This window comes from Sorangium sp. So ce281 (genome assembly GCF_051527395.1).
Taxonomy (GTDB): domain Bacteria; phylum Myxococcota_A; class Polyangia; order Polyangiales; family Polyangiaceae; genus Sorangium; species Sorangium cellulosum_B.
In genome coordinates this window covers 11,661,631-11,680,122 of the sequence record NZ_CP150322.1, presented here as the reverse complement: position 1 = coordinate 11,680,122, position 18,492 = coordinate 11,661,631, and the positions used below count along the sequence as shown (strand labels likewise).

At 72.7% G+C, this 18,492-nt stretch carries 18 protein-coding genes and 1 pseudogene; 7 read left to right on the top strand and 12 right to left on the bottom strand.

All coding sequences use genetic code 11. The features are described 5' to 3' along the window. Window positions 1–26: 26 nt before the first annotated feature. Window positions 27–755, bottom strand: a complete 729-nt coding sequence (locus tag WMF27_RS44830; RefSeq protein ID WP_437762744.1) for a glutathione S-transferase C-terminal domain-containing protein — start codon at window positions 753–755, stop codon at window positions 27–29. Window positions 756–840: 85 nt separating this feature from the next. Here WMF27_RS44830 and WMF27_RS44825 point away from each other — a divergent pair, with 85 nt between their 5' ends. Further along, window positions 841–1,569, top strand: coding sequence for a helix-turn-helix transcriptional regulator (locus WMF27_RS44825; protein ID WP_437762745.1), 729 nt, complete (start codon window positions 841–843; stop codon window positions 1,567–1,569). Window positions 1,570–2,510: 941 nt separating this feature from the next. Here the strand turns inward: WMF27_RS44825 and WMF27_RS44820 are convergent. The 3 genes and pseudogenes from WMF27_RS44820 to WMF27_RS44810 form a co-directional block, all read right to left on the bottom strand. Continuing rightward, window positions 2,511–2,642, bottom strand: a pseudogene (locus WMF27_RS44820) (helix-turn-helix domain-containing protein); the annotation flags it as partial. 163 nt (window positions 2,643–2,805) lie between these two features. Next, window positions 2,806–3,249 (bottom strand): hypothetical protein, encoded by a 444-nt coding sequence (locus WMF27_RS44815; protein ID WP_437943619.1) that lies wholly within the window; start codon window positions 3,247–3,249, stop codon window positions 2,806–2,808. A 184-nt stretch (window positions 3,250–3,433) separates the two neighbouring features. Next, entirely contained in the window at window positions 3,434–4,369 is a 936-nt protein-coding gene (locus tag WMF27_RS44810) for an FHA domain-containing protein (RefSeq protein ID WP_437943617.1), read from the bottom strand. A 113-nt stretch (window positions 4,370–4,482) separates the two neighbouring features. Here WMF27_RS44810 and WMF27_RS44805 point away from each other — a divergent pair, with 113 nt between their 5' ends. Then, complete coding sequence (locus WMF27_RS44805; protein ID WP_437943615.1) at window positions 4,483–6,000, top strand: hypothetical protein; 1,518 nt, start codon at window positions 4,483–4,485, stop codon at window positions 5,998–6,000. Between the two features lie 6 nt (window positions 6,001–6,006). Here WMF27_RS44805 and WMF27_RS44800 read toward each other — a convergent pair whose 3' ends face one another. From WMF27_RS44800 to WMF27_RS44775, 6 genes are all read right to left on the bottom strand, one after another. Further along, on the bottom strand, window positions 6,007–8,466 hold the full coding sequence (locus WMF27_RS44800) for a protein kinase domain-containing protein (protein ID WP_437762749.1): 2,460 nt from the start codon (window positions 8,464–8,466) through the stop codon (window positions 6,007–6,009). 124 nt (window positions 8,467–8,590) lie between these two features. Beyond that, window positions 8,591–9,115, bottom strand: coding sequence for an SRPBCC family protein (locus tag WMF27_RS44795; RefSeq protein ID WP_437762750.1), 525 nt, complete (start codon window positions 9,113–9,115; stop codon window positions 8,591–8,593). Further along, on the bottom strand, window positions 9,102–9,458 hold the full coding sequence (locus WMF27_RS44790; RefSeq protein WP_437762751.1) for an ArsR/SmtB family transcription factor: 357 nt from the start codon (window positions 9,456–9,458) through the stop codon (window positions 9,102–9,104). The genes WMF27_RS44795 and WMF27_RS44790 overlap by 14 nt, the downstream gene beginning before the upstream one ends. A gap of 129 nt (window positions 9,459–9,587) precedes the next feature. Continuing rightward, a complete protein-coding gene (locus WMF27_RS44785) occupies window positions 9,588–9,719 on the bottom strand; it encodes a hypothetical protein (RefSeq protein WP_437762752.1) in 132 nt (43 codons plus the stop codon). Between the two features lie 151 nt (window positions 9,720–9,870). Next, a complete protein-coding gene (locus WMF27_RS44780) occupies window positions 9,871–10,983 on the bottom strand; it encodes a M23 family metallopeptidase (RefSeq protein ID WP_437762753.1) in 1,113 nt (370 codons plus the stop codon). A gap of 122 nt (window positions 10,984–11,105) precedes the next feature. Next, window positions 11,106–11,894: a Uma2 family endonuclease gene (locus tag WMF27_RS44775; RefSeq protein ID WP_437762754.1), complete on the bottom strand. Its 789-nt coding sequence runs from the start codon at window positions 11,892–11,894 to the stop codon at window positions 11,106–11,108. 209 nt (window positions 11,895–12,103) lie between these two features. Between WMF27_RS44775 and WMF27_RS44770 the strand changes: the two genes are divergently transcribed. From WMF27_RS44770 to WMF27_RS44760, 3 genes are all read left to right on the top strand, one after another. Next, the gene (locus tag WMF27_RS44770; protein ID WP_437762755.1) at window positions 12,104–12,889 is read left to right on the top strand and encodes an HAD family hydrolase; all 786 of its coding nucleotides are present in this window, start codon (window positions 12,104–12,106) and stop codon (window positions 12,887–12,889) included. A 140-nt stretch (window positions 12,890–13,029) separates the two neighbouring features. After that, window positions 13,030–13,278 (top strand): type II toxin-antitoxin system Phd/YefM family antitoxin, encoded by a 249-nt coding sequence (locus tag WMF27_RS44765; RefSeq protein WP_437529506.1) that lies wholly within the window; start codon window positions 13,030–13,032, stop codon window positions 13,276–13,278. Next, window positions 13,275–13,679 carry a type II toxin-antitoxin system VapC family toxin gene (locus WMF27_RS44760; protein WP_437762756.1) on the top strand — a complete coding sequence of 135 codons (405 nt, stop codon included), beginning with the start codon at window positions 13,275–13,277 and terminating at the stop codon, window positions 13,677–13,679. The genes WMF27_RS44765 and WMF27_RS44760 overlap by 4 nt, the downstream gene beginning before the upstream one ends. A gap of 65 nt (window positions 13,680–13,744) precedes the next feature. Here WMF27_RS44760 and WMF27_RS44755 read toward each other — a convergent pair whose 3' ends face one another. Together WMF27_RS44755 and WMF27_RS44750 are read right to left on the bottom strand one after the other, a co-directional pair. Further along, window positions 13,745–14,686 carry a hypothetical protein gene (locus WMF27_RS44755; RefSeq protein ID WP_437762757.1) on the bottom strand — a complete coding sequence of 314 codons (942 nt, stop codon included), beginning with the start codon at window positions 14,684–14,686 and terminating at the stop codon, window positions 13,745–13,747. Window positions 14,687–14,720: 34 nt separating this feature from the next. Beyond that, window positions 14,721–15,278 carry a glycine cleavage system protein R gene (locus tag WMF27_RS44750; protein WP_437529497.1) on the bottom strand — a complete coding sequence of 186 codons (558 nt, stop codon included), beginning with the start codon at window positions 15,276–15,278 and terminating at the stop codon, window positions 14,721–14,723. A gap of 211 nt (window positions 15,279–15,489) precedes the next feature. Between WMF27_RS44750 and hisC the strand changes: the two genes are divergently transcribed. Together hisC and WMF27_RS44740 are read left to right on the top strand one after the other, a co-directional pair. Then, entirely contained in the window at window positions 15,490–16,587 is a 1,098-nt protein-coding gene (gene hisC, locus WMF27_RS44745; RefSeq protein WP_437762758.1) for a histidinol-phosphate transaminase, read from the top strand. Window positions 16,588–16,810: 223 nt separating this feature from the next. Continuing rightward, on the top strand, window positions 16,811–18,379 hold the full coding sequence (locus WMF27_RS44740) for a DUF4832 domain-containing protein (RefSeq protein ID WP_437762759.1): 1,569 nt from the start codon (window positions 16,811–16,813) through the stop codon (window positions 18,377–18,379). The last annotated feature ends 113 nt before the right edge of the window (window positions 18,380–18,492 follow it).

The window sequence follows — 18,492 nt, the reverse complement described above, 5'->3', positions numbered from 1 at the left end:
ACGACGGCGCGGCGGCGCGGCGCCGCTCAGGCGCCCGGCCGCGCCGCCTCCCACGGGTGATCCGGGTAAAACTCCTTCATGAGCCGCGCGGCGTACGCGGTGAGGTTCGCGAACCCCTCGGCCCTGCGCCGCAGCGGCGAGTCGAAGAACGGCGTGAGGAGGCCCGCCAGCACCGCGAACGCCGTCGCGTCGACGCCCGCCGGGCGCGCTCCGAAGAGGTACGGCCTGTCCCCGAGCAGCGCGGAGAGCGCGGAGAGCGAGCGCGCGCCGAGCTCGACGATCTCGGCGTCCGAGTGCCGCCCGATGCCCATCGCGCGGAAGTTCTCGCGGACGCGCGCGAGGAGCTCCTCGCGCAGCTTCGGTCGCACCTCCTCCGGCGCACCGTTGACGAAATTCGCCGGGCCCTTCGCGAAGTTCTCCGGGATGAGCCAGCGCGCGCAGCCCGAGGCCGCGGCGAGCTGGTTCTCGATCATGCGCTCGACGGCCCACGCCTCGGCGCGCTGCCGGGCGTCGAGGCCGGCGTCGAGATCCTTGCCGTGCTTCTTCTCGAGGTGCTCGCGGATGAAGTGCGAGTCGGCGATGCGCGCGCCGCCGTCGTCGATGAAGGGGAGCTGCCCCTTCGGCGACTGATCGGGCCGCGCGCGCTCCTTCGTGTAGGGCAGGCCCAGCAGCTTGAGCTGGACCTCGGTCTTGGTGACGTAGGGGCTGGCCTCCGGCAAGCCGAACATGGGGCCGAAGCTGTGGAGCGTGATCATGGGCAATCTCCGAGCGGTTGTGGGTGCGCCGTGGACTGCGCTTGATGTAGCCCCGCCCTGCTGACAACCTGGTGTCAGCATCCCCGTGCGACGCGCCGATCGCCTGTTCCAGATCCTGCAGATCCTGCGCCGGCAGCGGGCGCCGATCACGGCGGCGGCGCTCGCCGAGGAGCTCGAGACGTCGAAGCGCACCGTGTACCGCGACGTCGCGGACCTCCTGGCCCAGCGCGTCCCGATCCGGGGCGAGGCCGGCACGGGGTACGTGCTCGATCGCGGCTTCGACATGCCGCCGCTGATGCTGACGCCCGACGAGATCGAGGTCGCGGTCCTCGGCGCGCAGTGGGTCGCCCACCGCGGGGACATCGCCCTGCAGCGGGCGGCGAAGGACCTCATCGCGAAGATCGCCGCGGCGGTCCCCGAGCGGCTGCGGCCCTTCGTGTTCGAGCCGGCGACGGGCGTGCCGGTCGGGGAAGACCAGGCGCCCGACGCGCTCGACCTGGCCGAGGTGCGGGCGTCGATCCGCGCCGGCACGAAGATCGCGCTTCGGTACCGCGACGAGACGGGGCGCGAGAGCGAGCGCGTCGTGTGGCCCGTGATCGTGGGTTATCGCGAGTCGACGCGGCTCCTCGCGGCGTGGTGCGAGCTCCGCCAGGACTTCCGCCACTTCCGCACGGACCGCGTGACAGGCGCCAGGTTCCTCGACGAGCGCTACGCCGAGAAGCCGAGCGACCTCCGCGCGCGGTGGCGCGCGACGATGCGCGCGCGTGGCGAGCTGCGAGAGCGCGACGGCGCGACGTCGACCAGGGCGCGCTAGCGCCGCGTGTCAGCAATCCCGCCAGAGAAACCGGTCGATGGCGAGCGGTCGCCGGAAACAGTGGCGATTTTGATAGCTTCCGCCTGTCTCGCCGCCGAGGGCGGCTCCGGTGTGGCTTAACGGAGCGCCCTCCGCCGCCGCGTCGCCCGCGGCGGTGAAGGGCCCGCGGCGTCACCGATCGGGGTCGGCGCCTTTCCTGGCGGCAGAGCGCCGAACGAGTCTCCTTCGCTCGCCGCCCCGTGGCCGGGCCCTTCGATGCGCTGCCGCCTGTGTCGGGCTCGTGCCTGCGTCCCCGCACTCTGCCGGCCCAACGCTGGAGTTCAGCCGCGGATAGTGCTCAAATTTGCCCGAAGAGAGTTCACATGAAGGCGGGAAGGCGGGAAGATCATTGATGTTTTCTTCCCGCCTTCCCGCCTTCATGTTCCATTTTGAGCACTACCCAGCCGCGTGGGCGCACGGATGGGGCAGGCGTCGAGCCATAGTAATTCAGGGCATCAAGTGGGGCGCGCTCAGGAGGGTCCGGGGCTGCGCAGGAGCCACAAAAACGTGTGACCGGACACCAAAGTGGGCACGCGGGAGGGCCGCTGGGGCCGCGCAGGAGCCACGCGATCGTACGAAAGGACACCAAGGTGAATGCGCAGGAGGGCCGCCGGGGCCGCGCAGCACGGCGCCAGGGCCGCGCAGCAGGGTCGGCGGGACCGCGCAGAAGGGCCGCCGGGGCCGCGCAGCAGGGCGCCAGGGCCGCGCAGCAGGGTCGGCGGGACCGCGCAGAAGGGCCGCCGGGGCCGCGCAGCAGGGCGCCAGGGCCGCGCGCGCTGCTGTGCGAGCATGGACGCGGCCGGCGGGCTTGCCACCTCGTCCTTCAGCGTGCGATGCATCCGCTCGTGCCGACCGTTCTGCTCCGATGCGTGTGCCACCGGCCGGTGCTCTGCGAGCCCAGCAGCGCCACGCGCTTCATGACGCGCGACCCACTTGTAGCCTGTTTTCCGGCTGATCCCGAAGCGCTCGCAAAGCGCCGTGAACGTCTCGTCGGACTCGTTGACCCAACTGACGAAATGAATGCGCTGGTCCATGGGACAGATCGCTTTCCAGGGCACCGACACCTCCGGTCGGCTTCCTACAAAAACCGGGAGCCTGTTACCTAGGCTCCCGGTCAGATCTGTCACCCAGGGTCCCGGTTAACTTTATAACCCAGGCCCCCGGTCTGTACCTGTGCAACGCCTCATCCGTCAGCGATCAGGAAGGAGCCCTCGCCACGCCGCTCGTGGGCCGCTCGGCGGCGCGCGCCGCGCTGGAGGAGCTGGGCGCGTAGCCGTACTGGAGGATGGAGGTGCTGCCCTGGACCGTCGTGCCCTGGAGCACCACCACGCTGCTCCCGGTGCCCTGCAGCTGGAGATCGATGTCGCCGCCGTCCGTGTCGCACTCGGCCTTGAACTTGATCGAGGTGCCATAGAGGTTGTTCGAGGTGTCCGTCCACATGACGGTGAAGTAGTCGTTGCTGCTGGGCACGAGCGCGGCCCTCCACCCCAGCGTCAGGGTGGTCTGGCCATTCGCGACGTTCTCCCCGATCCAGCACTCGGTCCACGGGGTCTCGCTGGTGGTGTGCGAGAGCCAGACCTGGCCGATCCCGTAGCCGAGGTTGTTGGAGACGTAGATGTTCACGTAGGTATTGTCGGACATGATGTTTCCTCCATGCGCGGTCCACGAGGGGTCCGCGCGGACTGTCCGCGAGCGAGCGAGATGCCCCTCGCGAGCCGCCGTGACGCGGGGCGCACGGGTGGAGCGAGCCGTCGCTCCTGCCCGTCGCCCCGCGGGTACAGAGGAGTCTTACGCCGCCGCGCCCGACAGCACCATTACACGAGCCTTACGCGCCCGCGCCCGCCGCCATCGGCGTGATCACCAGCCGCTCCGTGCCCACGCGGAGCTGCCGGCTGCTGCGGCGCCGCTCGATCACCGCGGCGGCTCTGGCGAGGCCGGCGGCGCTCATCTCCTGCCGCACCCGGTAGATCTCGACGTTGAGCTTGTTCTCGTCCATCGACAGCATCCGGCAGAGATCGTCGACGAAGACCCAGCCGCGCTGCGGGGGGCCGAGCGAGCCCGCGTCGCGGTCCCGGAGCCGGGCGCGCGCCAGCGTGAGCAGCATGTAATGGTGCGAGCGGGGCGGGAGCACGCGCGCGTCTCCGCCTCCCGCCACGGTGAGCTCGACCGCCTCCTCGTCGCGGCTGACCCGGAAGCGCAGCTCGGCCTCGTCGATGCGGCCGGCGTGCTCGCCCGCGTCGTCGGTGGCGGCGGGGGGCGTGGGCAGGTGCAGCGCGAACGCCTCGCCCCCGAGCTGCAGGACCTCGCCGTCGTGGGCCGGGCGCGATTGCCCGTCGATCTCCACCAGGAAGCTCCCGCCCTCGGCCTCCACCACGCAGGCGCGCAGATCGTCCGCCGAGGGCAGGGCGAGCAGGGCGCCCGCGCCGGCGAGGAGCGCGCCGTCGGAGAGCCGCCGCGCCATGGGCACGGGCGGCGAGGCGTCGGCGAGGGTCCACGTCGCCTCCGGATCGCCGAACGCGAGCTGGTCGCCCCCGGCGAGGGCTCGCGCGCTCCCGGGCGCGAGGCGCTCGCCGTTGACGAAGGTGCCGTTCTTGCTGCCCAGGTCGCGCACCGACCAGGCGCCGTCGCGGTACGACAGGCGCGCGTGCTCCGCAGAGGCGAGCCGCACCTCGATCCGCACCGCGCACACCGACGACCGCCCCACCAGCGCGTGCGCCGCGAGCGCCACCCGGGTGCCGCCGCGTCGCTCCAGGATCGCCACGGTCGCGAGGCTACCACCGCCCCCCGCGCGGAAAGAAGGGGCAGCTGTAAGGTTCGCGTCATGGATGCTGCCCGGCAGGTGCGTTAAGAGCGGGATCGACGAGGAGGACAGGGATGACGAAGCTCGACGAGACCGCCGTGGAGCAGAAGCCGCACACGGCTCAGCTCACCCCGGACATGAAATACAAGCTGTCGATTTCAAGCGTGACCGACAAGTCCTGGGCTATCTACGTGACCGCCCCGGCCTCCGCGTCCGAGGTCCCCGGCGCGACGTCGTCCACGAGCTTCCCGGGGGACACGGAGCTCTGGAAGATCGATGGCGAATTCCTCCGTAAGCTGGGGAATGCCGTGGTGGGGCAAACCTCGATCACGATCAGAGCACAGGGGAACAAGATCCCCCCCTCGACGACCTCGACGAAGGTCGAGATGCCCGCGCAGAGCCTGTGGACACAGTTGTCGGCGGCGCCCGCGACCAACCTGTTCCTCGGCGAGAATGCCGCCGGGAATCAGGTGGGGATCGATTTCGCGCTCACGAAGAACACGCCCTGGCAAGGGACGGTGACCTGGTATGTCGGCATGCAGGGCGAAAGTCCACCGCCGCAAGATGTCGTCGGCGACGAACGAATCACCCTGACCTACACCACGGTGAGCTCCTCCAATGACGTCACGTGGTACATGATGACGCAATCGCCGCTGTCGTGGCGCGCGGAGCCGAGGACCGTGACCGCGACCGACAGCGCCGCGCTCGGCGTGGCGCCCGCGCAGGGGGGCGACCAGCTCTACCTCGCATTCACGGACGCCAACAACGACGTCTCCTGTTACACCTCCAGCGACGGCGAGACGTGGTCGGGCCCGACCTCGACCGGCGCATCGGACGCGGTCGGGCTGGCGCTGGCCTCGCTGAACGGCACGCTGTACCTCGCCTGCCAGCAGCAGCAGAACGGCTCGTCCTCGGTGCAGATGTACATGCAAACCCAGACGGCCTCGTGGACGAGCACCGGCCCTGCAATCGCCGCGTCGAGCGCGCCGGCGCTGGGCGTGTTCGCCGGATCGGGATCGACCGGCGTGCTGTGCATGGCCTACCTGGACGCATCCGACGCAGCGGAGCCCTGCATGTGCGTGCGCACATGGAACGGGTCGCAATGGTCCGACCCTGGCAGCCCGGGTGTCAGCGCGGCGGGCGCGCCGGCGCTCGTCGGCTATAACGGGCAGCTGCTCCTCGCCCAGCAGGGCGTCACGTCGCAGACCATCGAGATCTACGAGACGACCGCCCCCGTATCGTGGTCCACGAGCCCGACAGCGGTCATCTGGGTGGACGCGTCGAACTTCACGGTCACGAGCGCTCCTTCGGCGCAGGAGCCCGCGAGCGCCCTGGTCCTCTCGAACCCGAGCTTCTGCGTCTACCTCGACCGGCTGTACCTCGCGTTCACGGACGCGTCCCAGAACGTCTGGATCTGCTCCAGCGACGACGGCGAGAGCTGGTCTGGCTTCGCGCAGCTCCCTCAGCAGATCGCCGGCTGTGAGGCGCTGGCGAGCCCGGCTCTCGCGGCGTTCACCCCCAGCAGCGGCATCCCCACGCTCGCCCTCGCCTACGTCACGGGAAGCGGCGTCTCCGTGCTCACCGCGACCTGATCCCGATCAGCCCGGAGCCGGAAAGGAGCGCGCCGGCCGGATGCCCACGAGCGGCCGGCGGATCCCCGGGCGCGCGCCGAAGCGCACGGCGGCGCGCGAGTACGCGATCGAGCTCCCCCAGCCGCCCCCGCGAATGGCGCGGAAATCGTCGTCCTCCGGGTCGGCCGCCTCGAGCCGCAGCCGCCTGCCCTCCACGGGCGGCCCGCCGTGCCGCCACACGTTCGCGCACCAGTCGCGCGCCGTGCCGCCGAGCCCGCGCGCGCCATAAGGGCTCTCGTCGGTGGGCGGCTCGTCCACGGGCCACGGCGTGGGCTCGCCGCGGTGGATCTCCAGCACGCACGCGAACGCCGGCTCCGCGTGATCCCCCCAGGGGAACAGCCGCCCGTCGGCGCCGCGCGCCGCCTTCTCGCGCTCGATCTCGTCCGGCAACCGCCACGGCTTCCCCGTGCGGATCGCCAGCCAGCGCGCATAGGCCCCGGCGACGTGGCCGTCGACGATCGCGGGCCAGCGCTCCTGGAGCGGCGGATCCAGCGTGTCGCGGCGCAGCGCGAAGCGGCCCGCGGCGTCGCGCGTGATCCCCGGCATCCCGAGCGCCTCCGCGAGGACGCCGGGGTGGGCCGCAGGCAGCCCCAGCGCCGCGTTGTCGAGGCCCTGCCGCGCGAGGTCGTCGAGAAACTCCAGGAGCTCGCGGTTGGTCACGGAGAAGCGCCGGAGGACGAAGCCGTCCACCCAGATGCGACGCCGCGGCAGCGCGTCGGCCGCCTCGGGATCGCCGCCGGTCCAGGCGTACCCGGCGGGCACGTAGACCTCGTCGGGGCCGAGATCGCCCTCGCGGGGGAGCGCGATGGGGACCGGCGCGGACGCGCCGGACGGCGTGCTGTCCCAGTGCTCGCCACGCTCGACGAGCACCGGATAGCGGACCTCCCGGCGCCCCGGCGCCGAGACGCGGAGGAGGTAGCTGCCGTGCGGCAGCGCCGCCGCATGGAGCGGCGTCCGGCCCAGCTCGCCCGCCGGCTCCTCGACGAGGCGCCGCCCCCGGAGCACGTAACGGTGCACGGTGACGCGCGCGCCCGGCGGATCGGTGACCAGGGTGACGGCCCCGTCGCCGCGCAGGAACGCCGCGTGCCTGCCGCGATCGTGGGCGCGCAGCAGCACCTCGGCGCGGGCGGCGTCGGCGAGGCGGCGCGCGCGCTCGGCGTCGAGCAGCTGATCGCGGTAGTGGTCGGCGAGCGCGCCGTGCGCTTCGGGCAGCTCGGGGTCGATCGCCAGCGCGCCGTGCACGGCCTGGATCCACTCCGCCTCCCGGAGCGAGGCCTCGCGCTCCAGCCGCTCGGCCTCGTCCTCGCGCTCCCAGCCCGGCGCCTTGGCCTCGATGGCGTCGGACGGCTTCACGCCCGCGAGCGCGCGCCGCGCCTCGTCGCGCGCCGCCGCCGCCCGCGCGCGCAGATCTGCGCGCGCCTCGCCCAGCGCGCGCACGCCCACGAACGCCGCGAGCGCCCGCTCGCGCCGCCGCGCTCCGTCGAGGAACGCCTCGACGTCGCGCGCCAGCGCGCCCGCGTCCGGGTAGCGCGCCTCCACCTCGAGCGCCATGGCGCGCCGGCAGATGGCCGCGAGCTCCGGCGGCACGTCGGACGTCCCGCGCGCCCCGTCGAGCAGCGGCGGATCGTCCGACGCCCCCCTCGTCGACGCGGCGGGCGGCGGGCGGCCGACGAGCACGTCGTGCAGCATGGCCCCGAGCGCGTAGGTGTCCGTCGCGGGCCCGTGCCGCCGCACGTCGCCGCGCGCCTGCTCGGGCGCCATGTACGCGGGGGTTCCGATGATGTCGCCCGCGCCCGTCAGCCCGGCCGGCGCCGCCGCTCGGCCCGCTCCCGCGCCGGGCCCGGCGACATCTTCCCGCTCTCCGGCGCTCCGGGCGATCCCCCAGTCCATCACCAGCACCTCCGCAAACGCGCCCACCATCACGTTGGCCGGCTTCAGATCGCGGTGGATGACGCCGCGGCTGTGCGCGTAGGCCACGGTCTCGCAGACGCGCGCGAACACATCGAGCAGCCGGCGCCGCGGCACGTGCCCGCCGCCCGCGCGGAACGCCTCGTCGATGACCGCCCGCAGCGTCCGCCCCCGCACCTCGGCCATCGTGAACCACAGCTGTCCCCCCTCGAGCTCGCCGTAGTCGTGGACCGCCACGATCCCCGGGTGCGACAGCCCCGCGGTCAGCTCGATCTCGGCGAGGAACCGCGCGCGGCGCGCCGCGGACGGCGCCACGTCGGGCCGGAGGATCTTCATGGCCACGGCGCGCTTGAGCTTGCGATCCCAGACGCGCCGCACCTCCCCGAAGCCGCCGCTGCCGAGCTGGCCCCGATCCTCGTAGCGCTCGGGCAGCTCCAGCGCGCCCGCGAGCGCGCCCGCCGCCCCGGCGCCCGTGGCGGTGCTCTCCGTGTCGTCGCTCGGCGAAAGCGTCGAGGCCATGCGGCGCGGCGATGGTACCGGCAAAGCTCGGCCGGGACAGCCCTCGAGGCGCGCGGGAGGCGCTGAAATACTCGCGGAGGACCGCGCTCGTCGCGCTCCCCGGCGCCCCTCCCGCGCGATGGGTTCAGGACGATCGCGCCGTCGTACCCAGCGTGACGAGAAGCTCTTCGAGCTGCTCGAACGTCTCGCCCATCCCGCCGTACGCGCCCGAGGCCAGGGCGGCGTCGCGCGCTTGCTTCGATCGATAGAGCTCGTGCAGCACCTGCAGCGTCTTGCCGCCTTTTTCCTCGAGGGTCACGGTCGTGACGGCGCCATCGTCGCCCGCTTCGTCGTTCGTCCACACGATGCGCGAATGCGGTGTCACTTCGAGGTACGTGCCGAAGAACGCCATCGGCTGCGCGGCATCGTGACCAAAGACCAGGCGGTAGCTGCCGCCGGCGCGAATATCCGCTTCGTAGGAAAGTAGAGGCACGGGCATCGACTTCGGTATCCACCACCGCCTGAACAGCTCCGGCGTGGTCCACGCCTGGAACACGATGCGCGCCGGGGCATCGAAGGTCCGTGTGACGACGATCTCGCGATCGGACCTCGGTTCCACCGTCGTGCGATTGCTCGTCAATCGGGGCTCACTCTCTTTACTTGCATCCATCGACGTTCTCCTTTCGTTTCAGCTCCTCGATGACCTTGTCCAGCTCGTCGAAGCGTGCGGCCCAGAGCTGGCGGTACCTCTCGATCCACGCCGTCTCGTCGTCGAGCCGGCGCGGGCCGAGCTTGCAGGTACGCACGCGGCCGACCTTCTCGGTGGTGACGAGCCCGGCCCGCTCGAGGACGCCGACGTGCTTCTTCATGCCCGTGAGGGTCATGTGAAACCTCTCGGCGAGGTCCGTGATCGAAGCGTCGGCTCGTCCGAGCTGCTCCAGAACGCCGCGCCGGGTCGCGTCGGAAAGCGCGGCGAAGGAAGCATCGAGGCGGGCACTCGAATACTGAACCATGTGGTTCAGTATCTAACGCGCGAGTCGGCGTCGTGCAAGGCGAACGCGGGCAAGGACGACCGCGGCGCCAAGCTGCGCGCCACCTGGGAGGCGACCGGCAAGGCGGCGCCGTTGCTCACCCCTCCGGTGCTACCGGCAGCCCGAGCAGCCCACCGAGCGCGTCCGGAGCCCGACCTGGCGGCCGTGGCGATCGCGCTCGTATCCGATGACGCCCCCGAGCGCCGCGCCCGTGACGATCCGGATCAACAGGTCGACGTGCATGGTGACCCTCTGTGCTTGCACCTCCCGAGGGTGGAGGCTTGCGGCGCGCTTGCGCCCGCGCGCCTCCTCGCCGGACGCGTAGCGACGCGTCCGTACATAGGGCTCGCCGACGCGCAGGGGAGACAAGGCCGCCGGGCGGACTCGCCGGCGGTCACCGCCGCTGGCGCCGGGCGCCCGAGGCCGCCGCGCGCGGCTGCGACACCGAATCGTTCGCCGGCGACGCCGGCTCGCCCCCGCCTCCGGGCCGCGGCGCGGTGGGGAGCGGATCCCCGATGTCGTCGAGCTCGCGGTCGAGCTCGCCCTTCTCGGCGCGGAACGCGTCGCGCTGATCGGCGGGGAGCTCCCGCAGGCGCATCGCGAGCAGCGTCTCCGCGTCGAAGTAGACGCCCTTGCGGCTCGCGCTGAAGTGCAGGTGCGGCCCCGTCGACCGCCCGGTCGACCCCACGTAGCCGACGAGCTGATGGGTCGCCACGTGGTCCCCGCGCTTCAGGCCCGCCGCGAACCTCGAGAGGTGCGCGTAGCCTGTCTCGACTCCGTTGTCGTGCTGGATCGCGACCCAGTTGCCGTGACCACCATGCGGCCCCACCCAGGAGACGCTGCCCTCGAGCGCGGCATAGACCGGGGTTCCCGACGGCGCGCCGTAGTCCGTGCCCTCGTGCGGCCTCACGCGGTGCAAGACGGGGTGCATCCGCTTGGGGTTGAACGGCGACGTCCGACGCAGCGTGGCGAGCGGCGCTTGCCACGGGTTCGGCGCCGGCTCGCGTCCTTCTTCGTCGACCAGCCGCCCCGTGGCGTTGCCGTCGAACCGGTAGAAGCGGGCTTCCGGCTGCCCGGCCGTCCGCACGCCGAGCGCCAGAACACGAGGCTCCTTCGGCGGCCTGGCGGCCTCGGCCACGGCGCGGATCACCGCCCCGCGACGGAGCCCGTGAGGGAGGCGCCGCGCGAGCTGCTCCTCGGCTGCCCGCCGCACGCTCGCCAGCGGCTCCGCCGGCTCGCCCGGGGCTCCCACGGTCCAGGCCAGCGCGAGGTGCGGTTCCGCGACCACGTCGGGAGCCGGCGCGGGCGGCGGCGGCGCGTCCGGAGGCCCGGCGCTCGCGAGCTGCCGGCCCGCGACGTCGAGCGACCTGTCGATCTCGACGGCGCGCACGGTGAACCACACGACCCCGACGCCGAGCAGCCCGAGCCCGAGCCACACCGAGGCCTCGGTGCGGGGCGACCAGCCGTCGAACGTGGGCTCGGGTCGCTTGGGGCTTCCACCGGGCATCAGAGATCACCTTGCGCCATGGCGCCGGCGAGCCTTGGCGGCAGTGACAGAGGCACGAGACATGCCGACGCTATGCGCGAGCGTCGCTCGCGTCAACCTCGGCCGCCCGGCGGGTCCGTGCGTTACCCGTGATCCAGCTGCTCCAGCTCGCGCACGCGCGCCTCCAGCTCGCGCACGCGCGCCTCGGCCGCCTCCCTCGCGCGGGCCTCGATCGCCGCGGCTTCCTCCTGGGTGGGCACGAGCTCGCCCTTGCCGCCGGGGCGCGTGAGGCGGAGCCGGGCCTCGGCCCCACCGCCGATCACGCAGAGCCAGCTGTCGAGCGCGGGGCTCCACATGCGACCGGCGCCGGCGTACACGCGCACATACGCGCCGTCGGGGTCGCGCCGGTAGGCCTGGAGCGCCACGCGCCCCGCCGGGGGCCGGTGCGTGGCGGCCAGCGGATCGAAGATCGCGAGCTCGGGGCAGCCGAGCTGGCAGTACTTGAGCGGGACGTCCTCGTAGGCCTTCTGCCAGTCGGTCGCCACGATCTCCAGGGCGAAGCGCGGGGGCCGGTGGCCGGGCAGCCAGGTCTGCCACTGCTTGGGCAGCGGCGGCGCGGGGCGGTGATCGAGGAGGTAGACGTCCGGCGAGACGCGCACGAGCGGCTCCTCGCGCACCCAGGCGAAGAACCGATCCGTGCCGGCGTGGTGGTCGGTCCAGCCGCGCTCGCGCGCGAGCTGCGCGATCGAGGAGAGGAGCAGGCGGGAGATCTCGTCGTGCTCGCCCCACGCGCCGATGCCGTCCGCGTCGTCCAGGTACCAGTCCGACCAGTCGATGGTCGCGCGGAGCTCCTCGGGCTCCGGGTCGCGGACGACGAGCGCGCGCGGCAGGCGCGTCGCAGGGGGAGCGGCTCCGGAGCGGGCAGGCAGCACGAGCCCACACGGTAGCACCCCGAGCGGAGCGGCGGGAGCCACAGGCGGGCGCGACCGCGCGCGGCAGTCGGCCCCGGCGTGCCGTCGGGCGGAGCCGGAGGGAGGTGCGGCGCGGCGCCGCGGGCGGCTGTCGCCAGCGCGCTCCAACGGACTGCGCGCCGAGGCGCCGTGGGGCTCCCGATCCGGCGCGCCGGCGCCATGTCGGCGGCATGCGTTCTCTCGGGGGAGTGCTCTTCGACGTGGATGGGGTGGTGGTCGACTCGCCGCATGAGCGCGCCTGGCAGGAGGCGCTGGAGGCGCTGATGGCGACCGAGTGGCGCGCGATCGCGCCCGAGACGCGCTACGCGCCCGAGCGGTTCACGACGGCCGTCTACCAGAGCGAGGTCGCCGGCAAGGCGCGCGAGAGCGGCGCGCGCGCGGCGCTCGACTACTTCGGCGTGCCCGGCGCGGCGGAGCGCGCCGGGGTCTACGCCGAGCGCAAGCAGGAGGTGCTGCTCCGGAAGATCGCGGCGGGGAAGTTCGTCGTGTTCCCTGACGCGACGCGGCTGATCCTGGAGCTCAAGGCGCGCGGCGTGCCCCTCGCGGCGGCGTCGTCGTCCAGGAACGCCAGCGAGCTCCTCCGCAGGATCCGCGTCGATGCCTTCGTCGAGCACCAGAACCCCCGCCGCGCGCCGGTCTCCCTAGGCGCGACGCTGCTCGACCTGTTCGACGCCGACCTCTGCGGCGTCGCGGTGGCGCACGGAAAGCCGGCGCCGGACCTGTTCCTGGCCGCCGCGCGCGCGCTCCGCGTCCCGCCGCCGCGCTGCCTCGTGATCGAGGACGCGCCCTCCGGGGTGCAGGCCGCGAAGGCGGCCGGGATGACCTCGATCGGCGTGGCGCGGCTCGCCGACGAGGCGCTGCTGGCGGCCGCGGGGGCGGATCGCGTCGTGACGACGCTCGACCAGCTCGATCCGGACGCGCTGGTCGACGGGCGGATCGCGGCGCGCGCGGCGTGAGGAGGGCGGGCGGCGCGAGGAGGGCGTACGTCGCCGGACTTCGTGGGGCCACCTTGCACAGACAGCGTTCCCTCGGCACTCGCTCGGGTGCCGCTTGAAACCGCGCTTGATCGAGCGAGTGTTCTGGTCACAATGGTCATATGCGCAAGGCGTCGCTCGCGGAAGCCAAAGCTCACCTTTCCGCCCTGGTGGACGAAGCGGAGCACCACAACAAGCGCACGTTGATCCTGCGGCATGGCAAGCCCGTTGCTGCGATCGTGCCGCTCGATGTGGCCGTCCCTTCGACGCCTCGCCTATCGAAGGAGGAGATCGAGAGGCTGTTCGCGGCGCTGGGCTCGACGGCACCGCGCGAGAGCGCGGTGGAAGATTTGCTCGCGGGGCGACGATGAAGATCGTCCTCGACGCTTCGGTCGCGGTCGCCGCTGCGCGGCCGAACGAGCCTTCCCATGCCGCGTCGCGGGCACGAGTCGCGCGTGTCCTCGCGGGTGACGACGAGCTCGTCGTTCCAGCGATCTTTCCGATCGAGGTCGGCGCATCGCTGGCGCGCGTCGGTGAGCCGGTGACGGCCGTGCGCGACTATGTTGACGCGCTGATGTCCGTCGCGATCGACGTCGCTACCATAGGCCCCTTGCGCGCACGACGGATCCGAGACGTGGCCATGGCGTCGAGGCTTCGAGCAGCCGACGCTGTATACGTCTGGCTCGCAGCCCAGGAAGCGGCGCCCCTGTGCACGCTCGACAGGGAGATGGTGGAGCGAAGCGGCGCCTTCTGCCGGGTTATCCCGCCCTGACCTCGTCGCCCGCCCGACGAAGCGGCGGCGCCTGCCGGCGCAGTCCCCCGTAGGGAGCCGCCCCCTCAGCCGCCCTGCTTGCGGACGATCGAAAGGCTCCAGATCTCCCCGGCGCTCGTCCCGACCCACAGGGTCGGCGACCCCTTGCCGGCGACCGCGAGCACGGCCGGCTCGCCGCGGGCGCCGAGCGTGACGCTCGCGGTCGGGGCGAGCGGCGCGCCGGACGCGGCCTCGATGGCGGCGCCGTCGAACAGCGCGACGCGGCCGTCCGCGAAGGCGGCGAAGAGGCTCGACTCGAGGACGGCGACGTCGGCGACGGGATCGGCGAACGCGAGCATCTTGGCCGCGAGCTTGCCGGACGACCTCACGACCGCGCAGGCCGCGCTCGCGCCGCGCTTGTACACCGCCGTCAGCTTCGGGCCGCCGCGCACGCGATCGAGGTTCTGGGCCGCGCGCGGGAGCGAGGCGCGGAGCGTCGGGCCCGGCTCGGGCGTCGCGCCGGGGTGGACGCGGAGCTCGCCGCCCTCCCCCGCGCCGTCCATCACGACGTGCGCCTCGGTCTCGGTCAGGTCGAACGCCCGCGCGGCGCCGCGCACCGCGAACGTGCGGCCGTTCACCTCGGTCTTGTCGAGCTTGAGCTCCGTCGCGCTGCCGTCCCAGCCGAGCGCGAGCGCCGTCTCGCCCGACGGCCGCGTGGCGAGCTGCCGCGCGTCCCGGCCGACCTGATCGAGCTTCGGGCCGTGCGTGATGCCGAGCAGCGCCCACACGGCGTCGTCGCCGCTCCGCACCACGGCGACGTCCTTCGACAGGAGCGCCACGTCGTGCGCCGAGGACAACGACAGGTTCGTCGTCTTCGCGCCGGAGCCGCCGACAGGGCAGACGCCGAGGCGCACCGGGTCGGTCGAGACCATCGCGACGAGCCCGGGGCTCGCGAGGACCGCGGCGCCTCGGATCTCCGCGTCCAGGCCGTGCACCTTGCGGGGGGAGCTCAGATTGCTGAAGGGCATGGCCCGCGAGGATACCGGTTCTCGCGCGGCGCGGTCAGCCCTTGATGAGCGAGCGGACGTCGATGTCGAGGTTCTCGGACTCCGCGACCGCATCCATCGCCTTGCGGAGCTGGGTGACGGTGACCCCGGCGGGGACGTCGACGCGGGCCTCCATCCGGAAGAGCTGCGAGCCGGTGACGGGCGCCTCGTAGGCCGAGGTCTCGAGCGAGACGATGTTGACGCCGACGCCGTGGAGCGCGCGCGACACCGCGCGCACGATGCCCTCGTGATCGAGCGCGTCGACGGAGATGACGCAAGGGATGGTCGCCGCGCGCCGGTGCGACTCGGGGCTCTTGGTCCTGCGGCTCTGCACCGTGAGCCCCGTCGCCCGGGTGAGCGACTCCGTCTCGCGCTCGACCGCCTCGATCGCGCCGGGGGGCCCCGACGCGAGCAGGAGGATGCCGAACTCGCCGCCGAGCACCGCCATCCGGCTGTCCTCCACGTTGGCGCCGCGCTCCGTCAGGTAGTGGGTCACCTCCGCGACGATGCCCGTCCGATCAGGGCCGAGGCAGGAGAGGACCAGGAAGACTTCAGGCTCGGACGTCGTCGTCATGCGGCGCATCTTAGTCCGATCGGCGCAGCCAGCGCACCTCGCCGGGCGCGCGGCGAGGTGCGCGTCCCGGACGACGAGCGCCCGGGCAACGCCGTCCGTGTCCTCCGGCCGAGCTCCCCCGAAGGCGGCCGGAACGAGCGCCGCGCGCGCGTCATGCGGACGACGAGGCGCTTGTCTCCGGCGGGCCAGTGGGCGAGAGACGGCCATCCCCATGCTGTACGAACGCGACAACATCCATCGACTGACGCCCTACACGCCCGGCGAGCAGCCGCAGCGGGCCGACGTGGTCAAGCTCAACACGAACGAGAACCCGTACCCGCCGCCGGCCGCCGTGCTGGAGGCGATCCGGGACATCTCGGCCGATCAGCTCCGCCGGTACCCGCCGCCCCGGGCGCAGCAGTTCCGCGAGACCGCGGCGCGGCTCCATGGCCTGTCGCCCGAGCAGGTGATCGCCACGAACGGCGGCGACGAGCTGCTTCGCATGGCCGTGACGGTGTTCTGCGAGCCCGGCGGCCGCGGCATCGGCGAGACGTACCCGACCTACTCGCTCTACGACGTGCTCGCGGAGATCCACGGCACGACGATCACCCAGGTCCCCCTCGCGGAGGACTGGTCGGTCCCGGAGGATTTCGCGCAGCGCCTGAACGAGCGCGGCTGCCGGCTCGCGCTCCTCGTCAACCCGCACGCGCCGTCGGGGCGGCAGGAGCCGCTCGACAAGCTCGAGCGCGTCGCGCGGGCGTTCCGCGGCGTGCTCCTCATCGACGAGGCGTACGTCGACTTCGCGGAGCTCGACGCGACGCCGCTGCTCGACCCGGCGCGGGGGCTCGACAACGTGCTTCTGCTGCGGACCCTGAGCAAGGGGTACTCGCTCGCGGGGCTCAGGTTCGGGTACGGGCTCGGGCACCCGCGGCTCATCGAGACGCTCGACAAGGCCCGCGACAGCTACAACACCGATATCCTCTCGCAGGCCGCGGCCACCGCGGCGCTGTCCGCGCGGGACGAGGCGAGGAAGAGCTGGGAGAAGGTGATCGCCGAGCGCGCCCGGCTCACGGGGGCGCTCCGGCAGAGGGGGTTCACGGTGGCGCCGAGCCAGAGCAACTTCGTCCTGGCGAGCCCGCCGGGAGGAGGGCTGTCGGCGCAGGCGATGTACCGGGCGCTCTACGACCGCGCGATCTTCGTGCGCTACTGGGACGCGCCGCGCATCCAGGACAAGCTGCGGATCACGGTGGGCACGCCGGAGCAGAGCGACGCGCTCCTCGGGGCGATCGACGAGCTGTCGCGCGCCGCCGGGGCCGCGAGCGCGCCATGAGCTGAGCCGCCGTGGCGGATGGGGCGCCATGCGCCCTCGCGCGCCGTCCGCTTCGTGCGCACGTGTACGATCCTTGCGCAGCCCCTGGCCTCAGCGCTGCGCGCGCCGGCGGGCCGCGCCGGTGGCATCGGCCCTGCAATCCCCTCGACCATTCACTGCACAGCGTGACCCACAGGTCGGGTCCGAAAGCCTCGTCGATCCACGGCGGGAGAGGAGATTGCTTATGCCTCACCAGCGTCACCAGCATCACCAGAGCAGCCGGTCATCGTCCCATGTCCTGTCGCGCCTGTTTCGCGGCGGCGCCCCCTGCCTTCCCCTGGCGCTCGCGACGGCATGCGGCGCTGGCTCCGGCGGCAGCCCGGTCGACTCGCTGACGTCCAGCGCGGCAGCGGAAGGCTCCGGCAGCGGCGGCAGCGGCACCGGCGACAGCTCCAGCAGCGGTGCCGCCGGCGGCAGCTCCGGCAGCGGCGGCGGCGCGGTCGCCCCGCCGGGCAGCTGCGGCGCGGGCGGCGCCGTCGTGAGGCGCACCTACGCGCCCAGGCTGTTCACGGCGGGCGCGGATCCCTCCGGTGATGCCGAGTGCCAGGGCGTGCTCAACCCCGAGCGCGGCGTCTTCCATTTCATGGATCTTCGGAGCCTGGACTCCGTCGCTGGCCTCCGGGACGAGGGATACACACTGATCTACGGTCAGGCGCTCATCGACGATTACCGCGCGCGGGACATCGACCAGCCCCTCATCGACCAGCTCAACGAGAGCTTCGCCGCCGTGCGCTCGGCGGGGCTCAAGGTGCTCCCCCGCTTCTACTACGCGACGGACATCGGCGAGGACGACGCGCCGCTCGGCCGCGTGCTGTCCCACATCGACCAGCTCAAGCCCGTCCTGGAGGCGAACGCCGACGTCATCGCCGTGCTGCACCCGGGCTTCGTCGGCGCCTGGGGCGAGTGGCACGCCTCGACGAACGATCTCACCCGTCCAGACAGCCGCGAGCAGATCTTCGACGCGCTGCTCCAGGCGCTGCCCGCGAGCCGGATGACCCTCGCGCGCCGCCCCTCGCACAAGCTCGAGGCGTACGGCGGCCCGCTGACCGAGGAGACGGCGTTCTCGGGAGCGCCGCTCTCGCGGATCGGCCACCTGAACGACTGCTTCCTCGCGAGCGAAGACGACGTCGGCACCTACCAGCTCCCCGGCGAGAAGGCCTATGCCGCCGCGGACTCGGCGTTCACGCCGGTCGGAGGCGAGACCTGCGGCCGCAACCCGCCGCGCAGCGAGTGCGCCTCGGCGCTCGCCGAGCTGTCCGCGCACCACTTCAGCTTCATCAACACCGACTATCATCCTGACGTGCTCGATGACTGGCGATCCGGGGGCTGCTTCCAGACGATCGCCTGCCGCCTCGGATACCGCTTCGTCGTGATGGAGCACGAGTCACCCGAGCAGATCGCGCGCGGGCAGCCGCTGTCCCTCCGGCTGCGCGTGTTCAACGACGGGTACGCCCGGGCCTATAACCCGCGACCGGTCTACCTCGTGCTCCAGCAGGGCGAAGCGCGGCGCGTGGCCCAGCTCGACGCCGATCCGCGCCGCTGGGCCCCTGGCGAGGAGAGCGAGATGTGCCTCGAGGCGCAGATTCCGGCCGATCTCCCGCCGGGCGACTACCAGCTCGGCCTGTGGCTGCCCGACGCATCCGAGCGCCTGCGCGACGACCCGCGCTACGCGATCCGGCTCTCGAGCGGCGCCGCGTGGGACGGCGCCAGCGGCGTCAATGTGCTCGACGCTGCGGTCCGGGTGGTCGAGTGACCGGCCAGGCGGCCCCGCCGCGCGCGAGCGGCCGCCCCCGCGGCCCAGGCTGATCCGGCGGCCGTCAAGCGCTGAGCTTCGTCGTGCTAGAACACCAATCAATCATGTTGAAA

Excerpts from the sequence above, each read along its gene's own strand:
- WMF27_RS44805 (WP_437943615.1), top strand. The coding sequence starts at position 4,483 with ATGACGAAGCTCGACGAGACCGCCGTGGAGCAGAAGCCGCACACGGCT.
- WMF27_RS44830 (WP_437762744.1), bottom strand. The coding sequence starts at position 755 with ATGATCACGCTCCACAGCTTCGGCCCCATGTTCGGCTTGCCGGAGGCC.
- WMF27_RS44755 (WP_437762757.1), bottom strand. The coding sequence starts at position 14,686 with ATGCCCTTCAGCAATCTGAGCTCCCCCCGCAAGGTGCACGGCCTGGAC.
- hisC (WP_437762758.1), top strand. The coding sequence starts at position 15,490 with ATGCTGTACGAACGCGACAACATCCATCGACTGACGCCCTACACGCCC.
- WMF27_RS44750 (WP_437529497.1), bottom strand. The coding sequence starts at position 15,278 with ATGACGACGACGTCCGAGCCTGAAGTCTTCCTGGTCCTCTCCTGCCTC.
- WMF27_RS44760 (WP_437762756.1), top strand. The coding sequence starts at position 13,275 with ATGAAGATCGTCCTCGACGCTTCGGTCGCGGTCGCCGCTGCGCGGCCG.
- WMF27_RS44780 (WP_437762753.1), bottom strand. The coding sequence starts at position 10,983 with ATGCCCGGTGGAAGCCCCAAGCGACCCGAGCCCACGTTCGACGGCTGG.
- WMF27_RS44740 (WP_437762759.1), top strand. The coding sequence starts at position 16,811 with ATGCCTCACCAGCGTCACCAGCATCACCAGAGCAGCCGGTCATCGTCC.
- WMF27_RS44815 (WP_437943619.1), bottom strand. The coding sequence starts at position 3,249 with ATGTCCGACAATACCTACGTGAACATCTACGTCTCCAACAACCTCGGC.
- WMF27_RS44785 (WP_437762752.1), bottom strand. The coding sequence starts at position 9,719 with ATGCACGTCGACCTGTTGATCCGGATCGTCACGGGCGCGGCGCTCGGG.
- WMF27_RS44790 (WP_437762751.1), bottom strand. The coding sequence starts at position 9,458 with ATGGTTCAGTATTCGAGTGCCCGCCTCGATGCTTCCTTCGCCGCGCTT.
- WMF27_RS44765 (WP_437529506.1), top strand. The coding sequence starts at position 13,030 with ATGCGCAAGGCGTCGCTCGCGGAAGCCAAAGCTCACCTTTCCGCCCTG.
- WMF27_RS44800 (WP_437762749.1), bottom strand. The coding sequence starts at position 8,466 with ATGGCCTCGACGCTTTCGCCGAGCGACGACACGGAGAGCACCGCCACG.
- WMF27_RS44770 (WP_437762755.1), top strand. The coding sequence starts at position 12,104 with ATGCGTTCTCTCGGGGGAGTGCTCTTCGACGTGGATGGGGTGGTGGTC.
- WMF27_RS44795 (WP_437762750.1), bottom strand. The coding sequence starts at position 9,115 with ATGGATGCAAGTAAAGAGAGTGAGCCCCGATTGACGAGCAATCGCACG.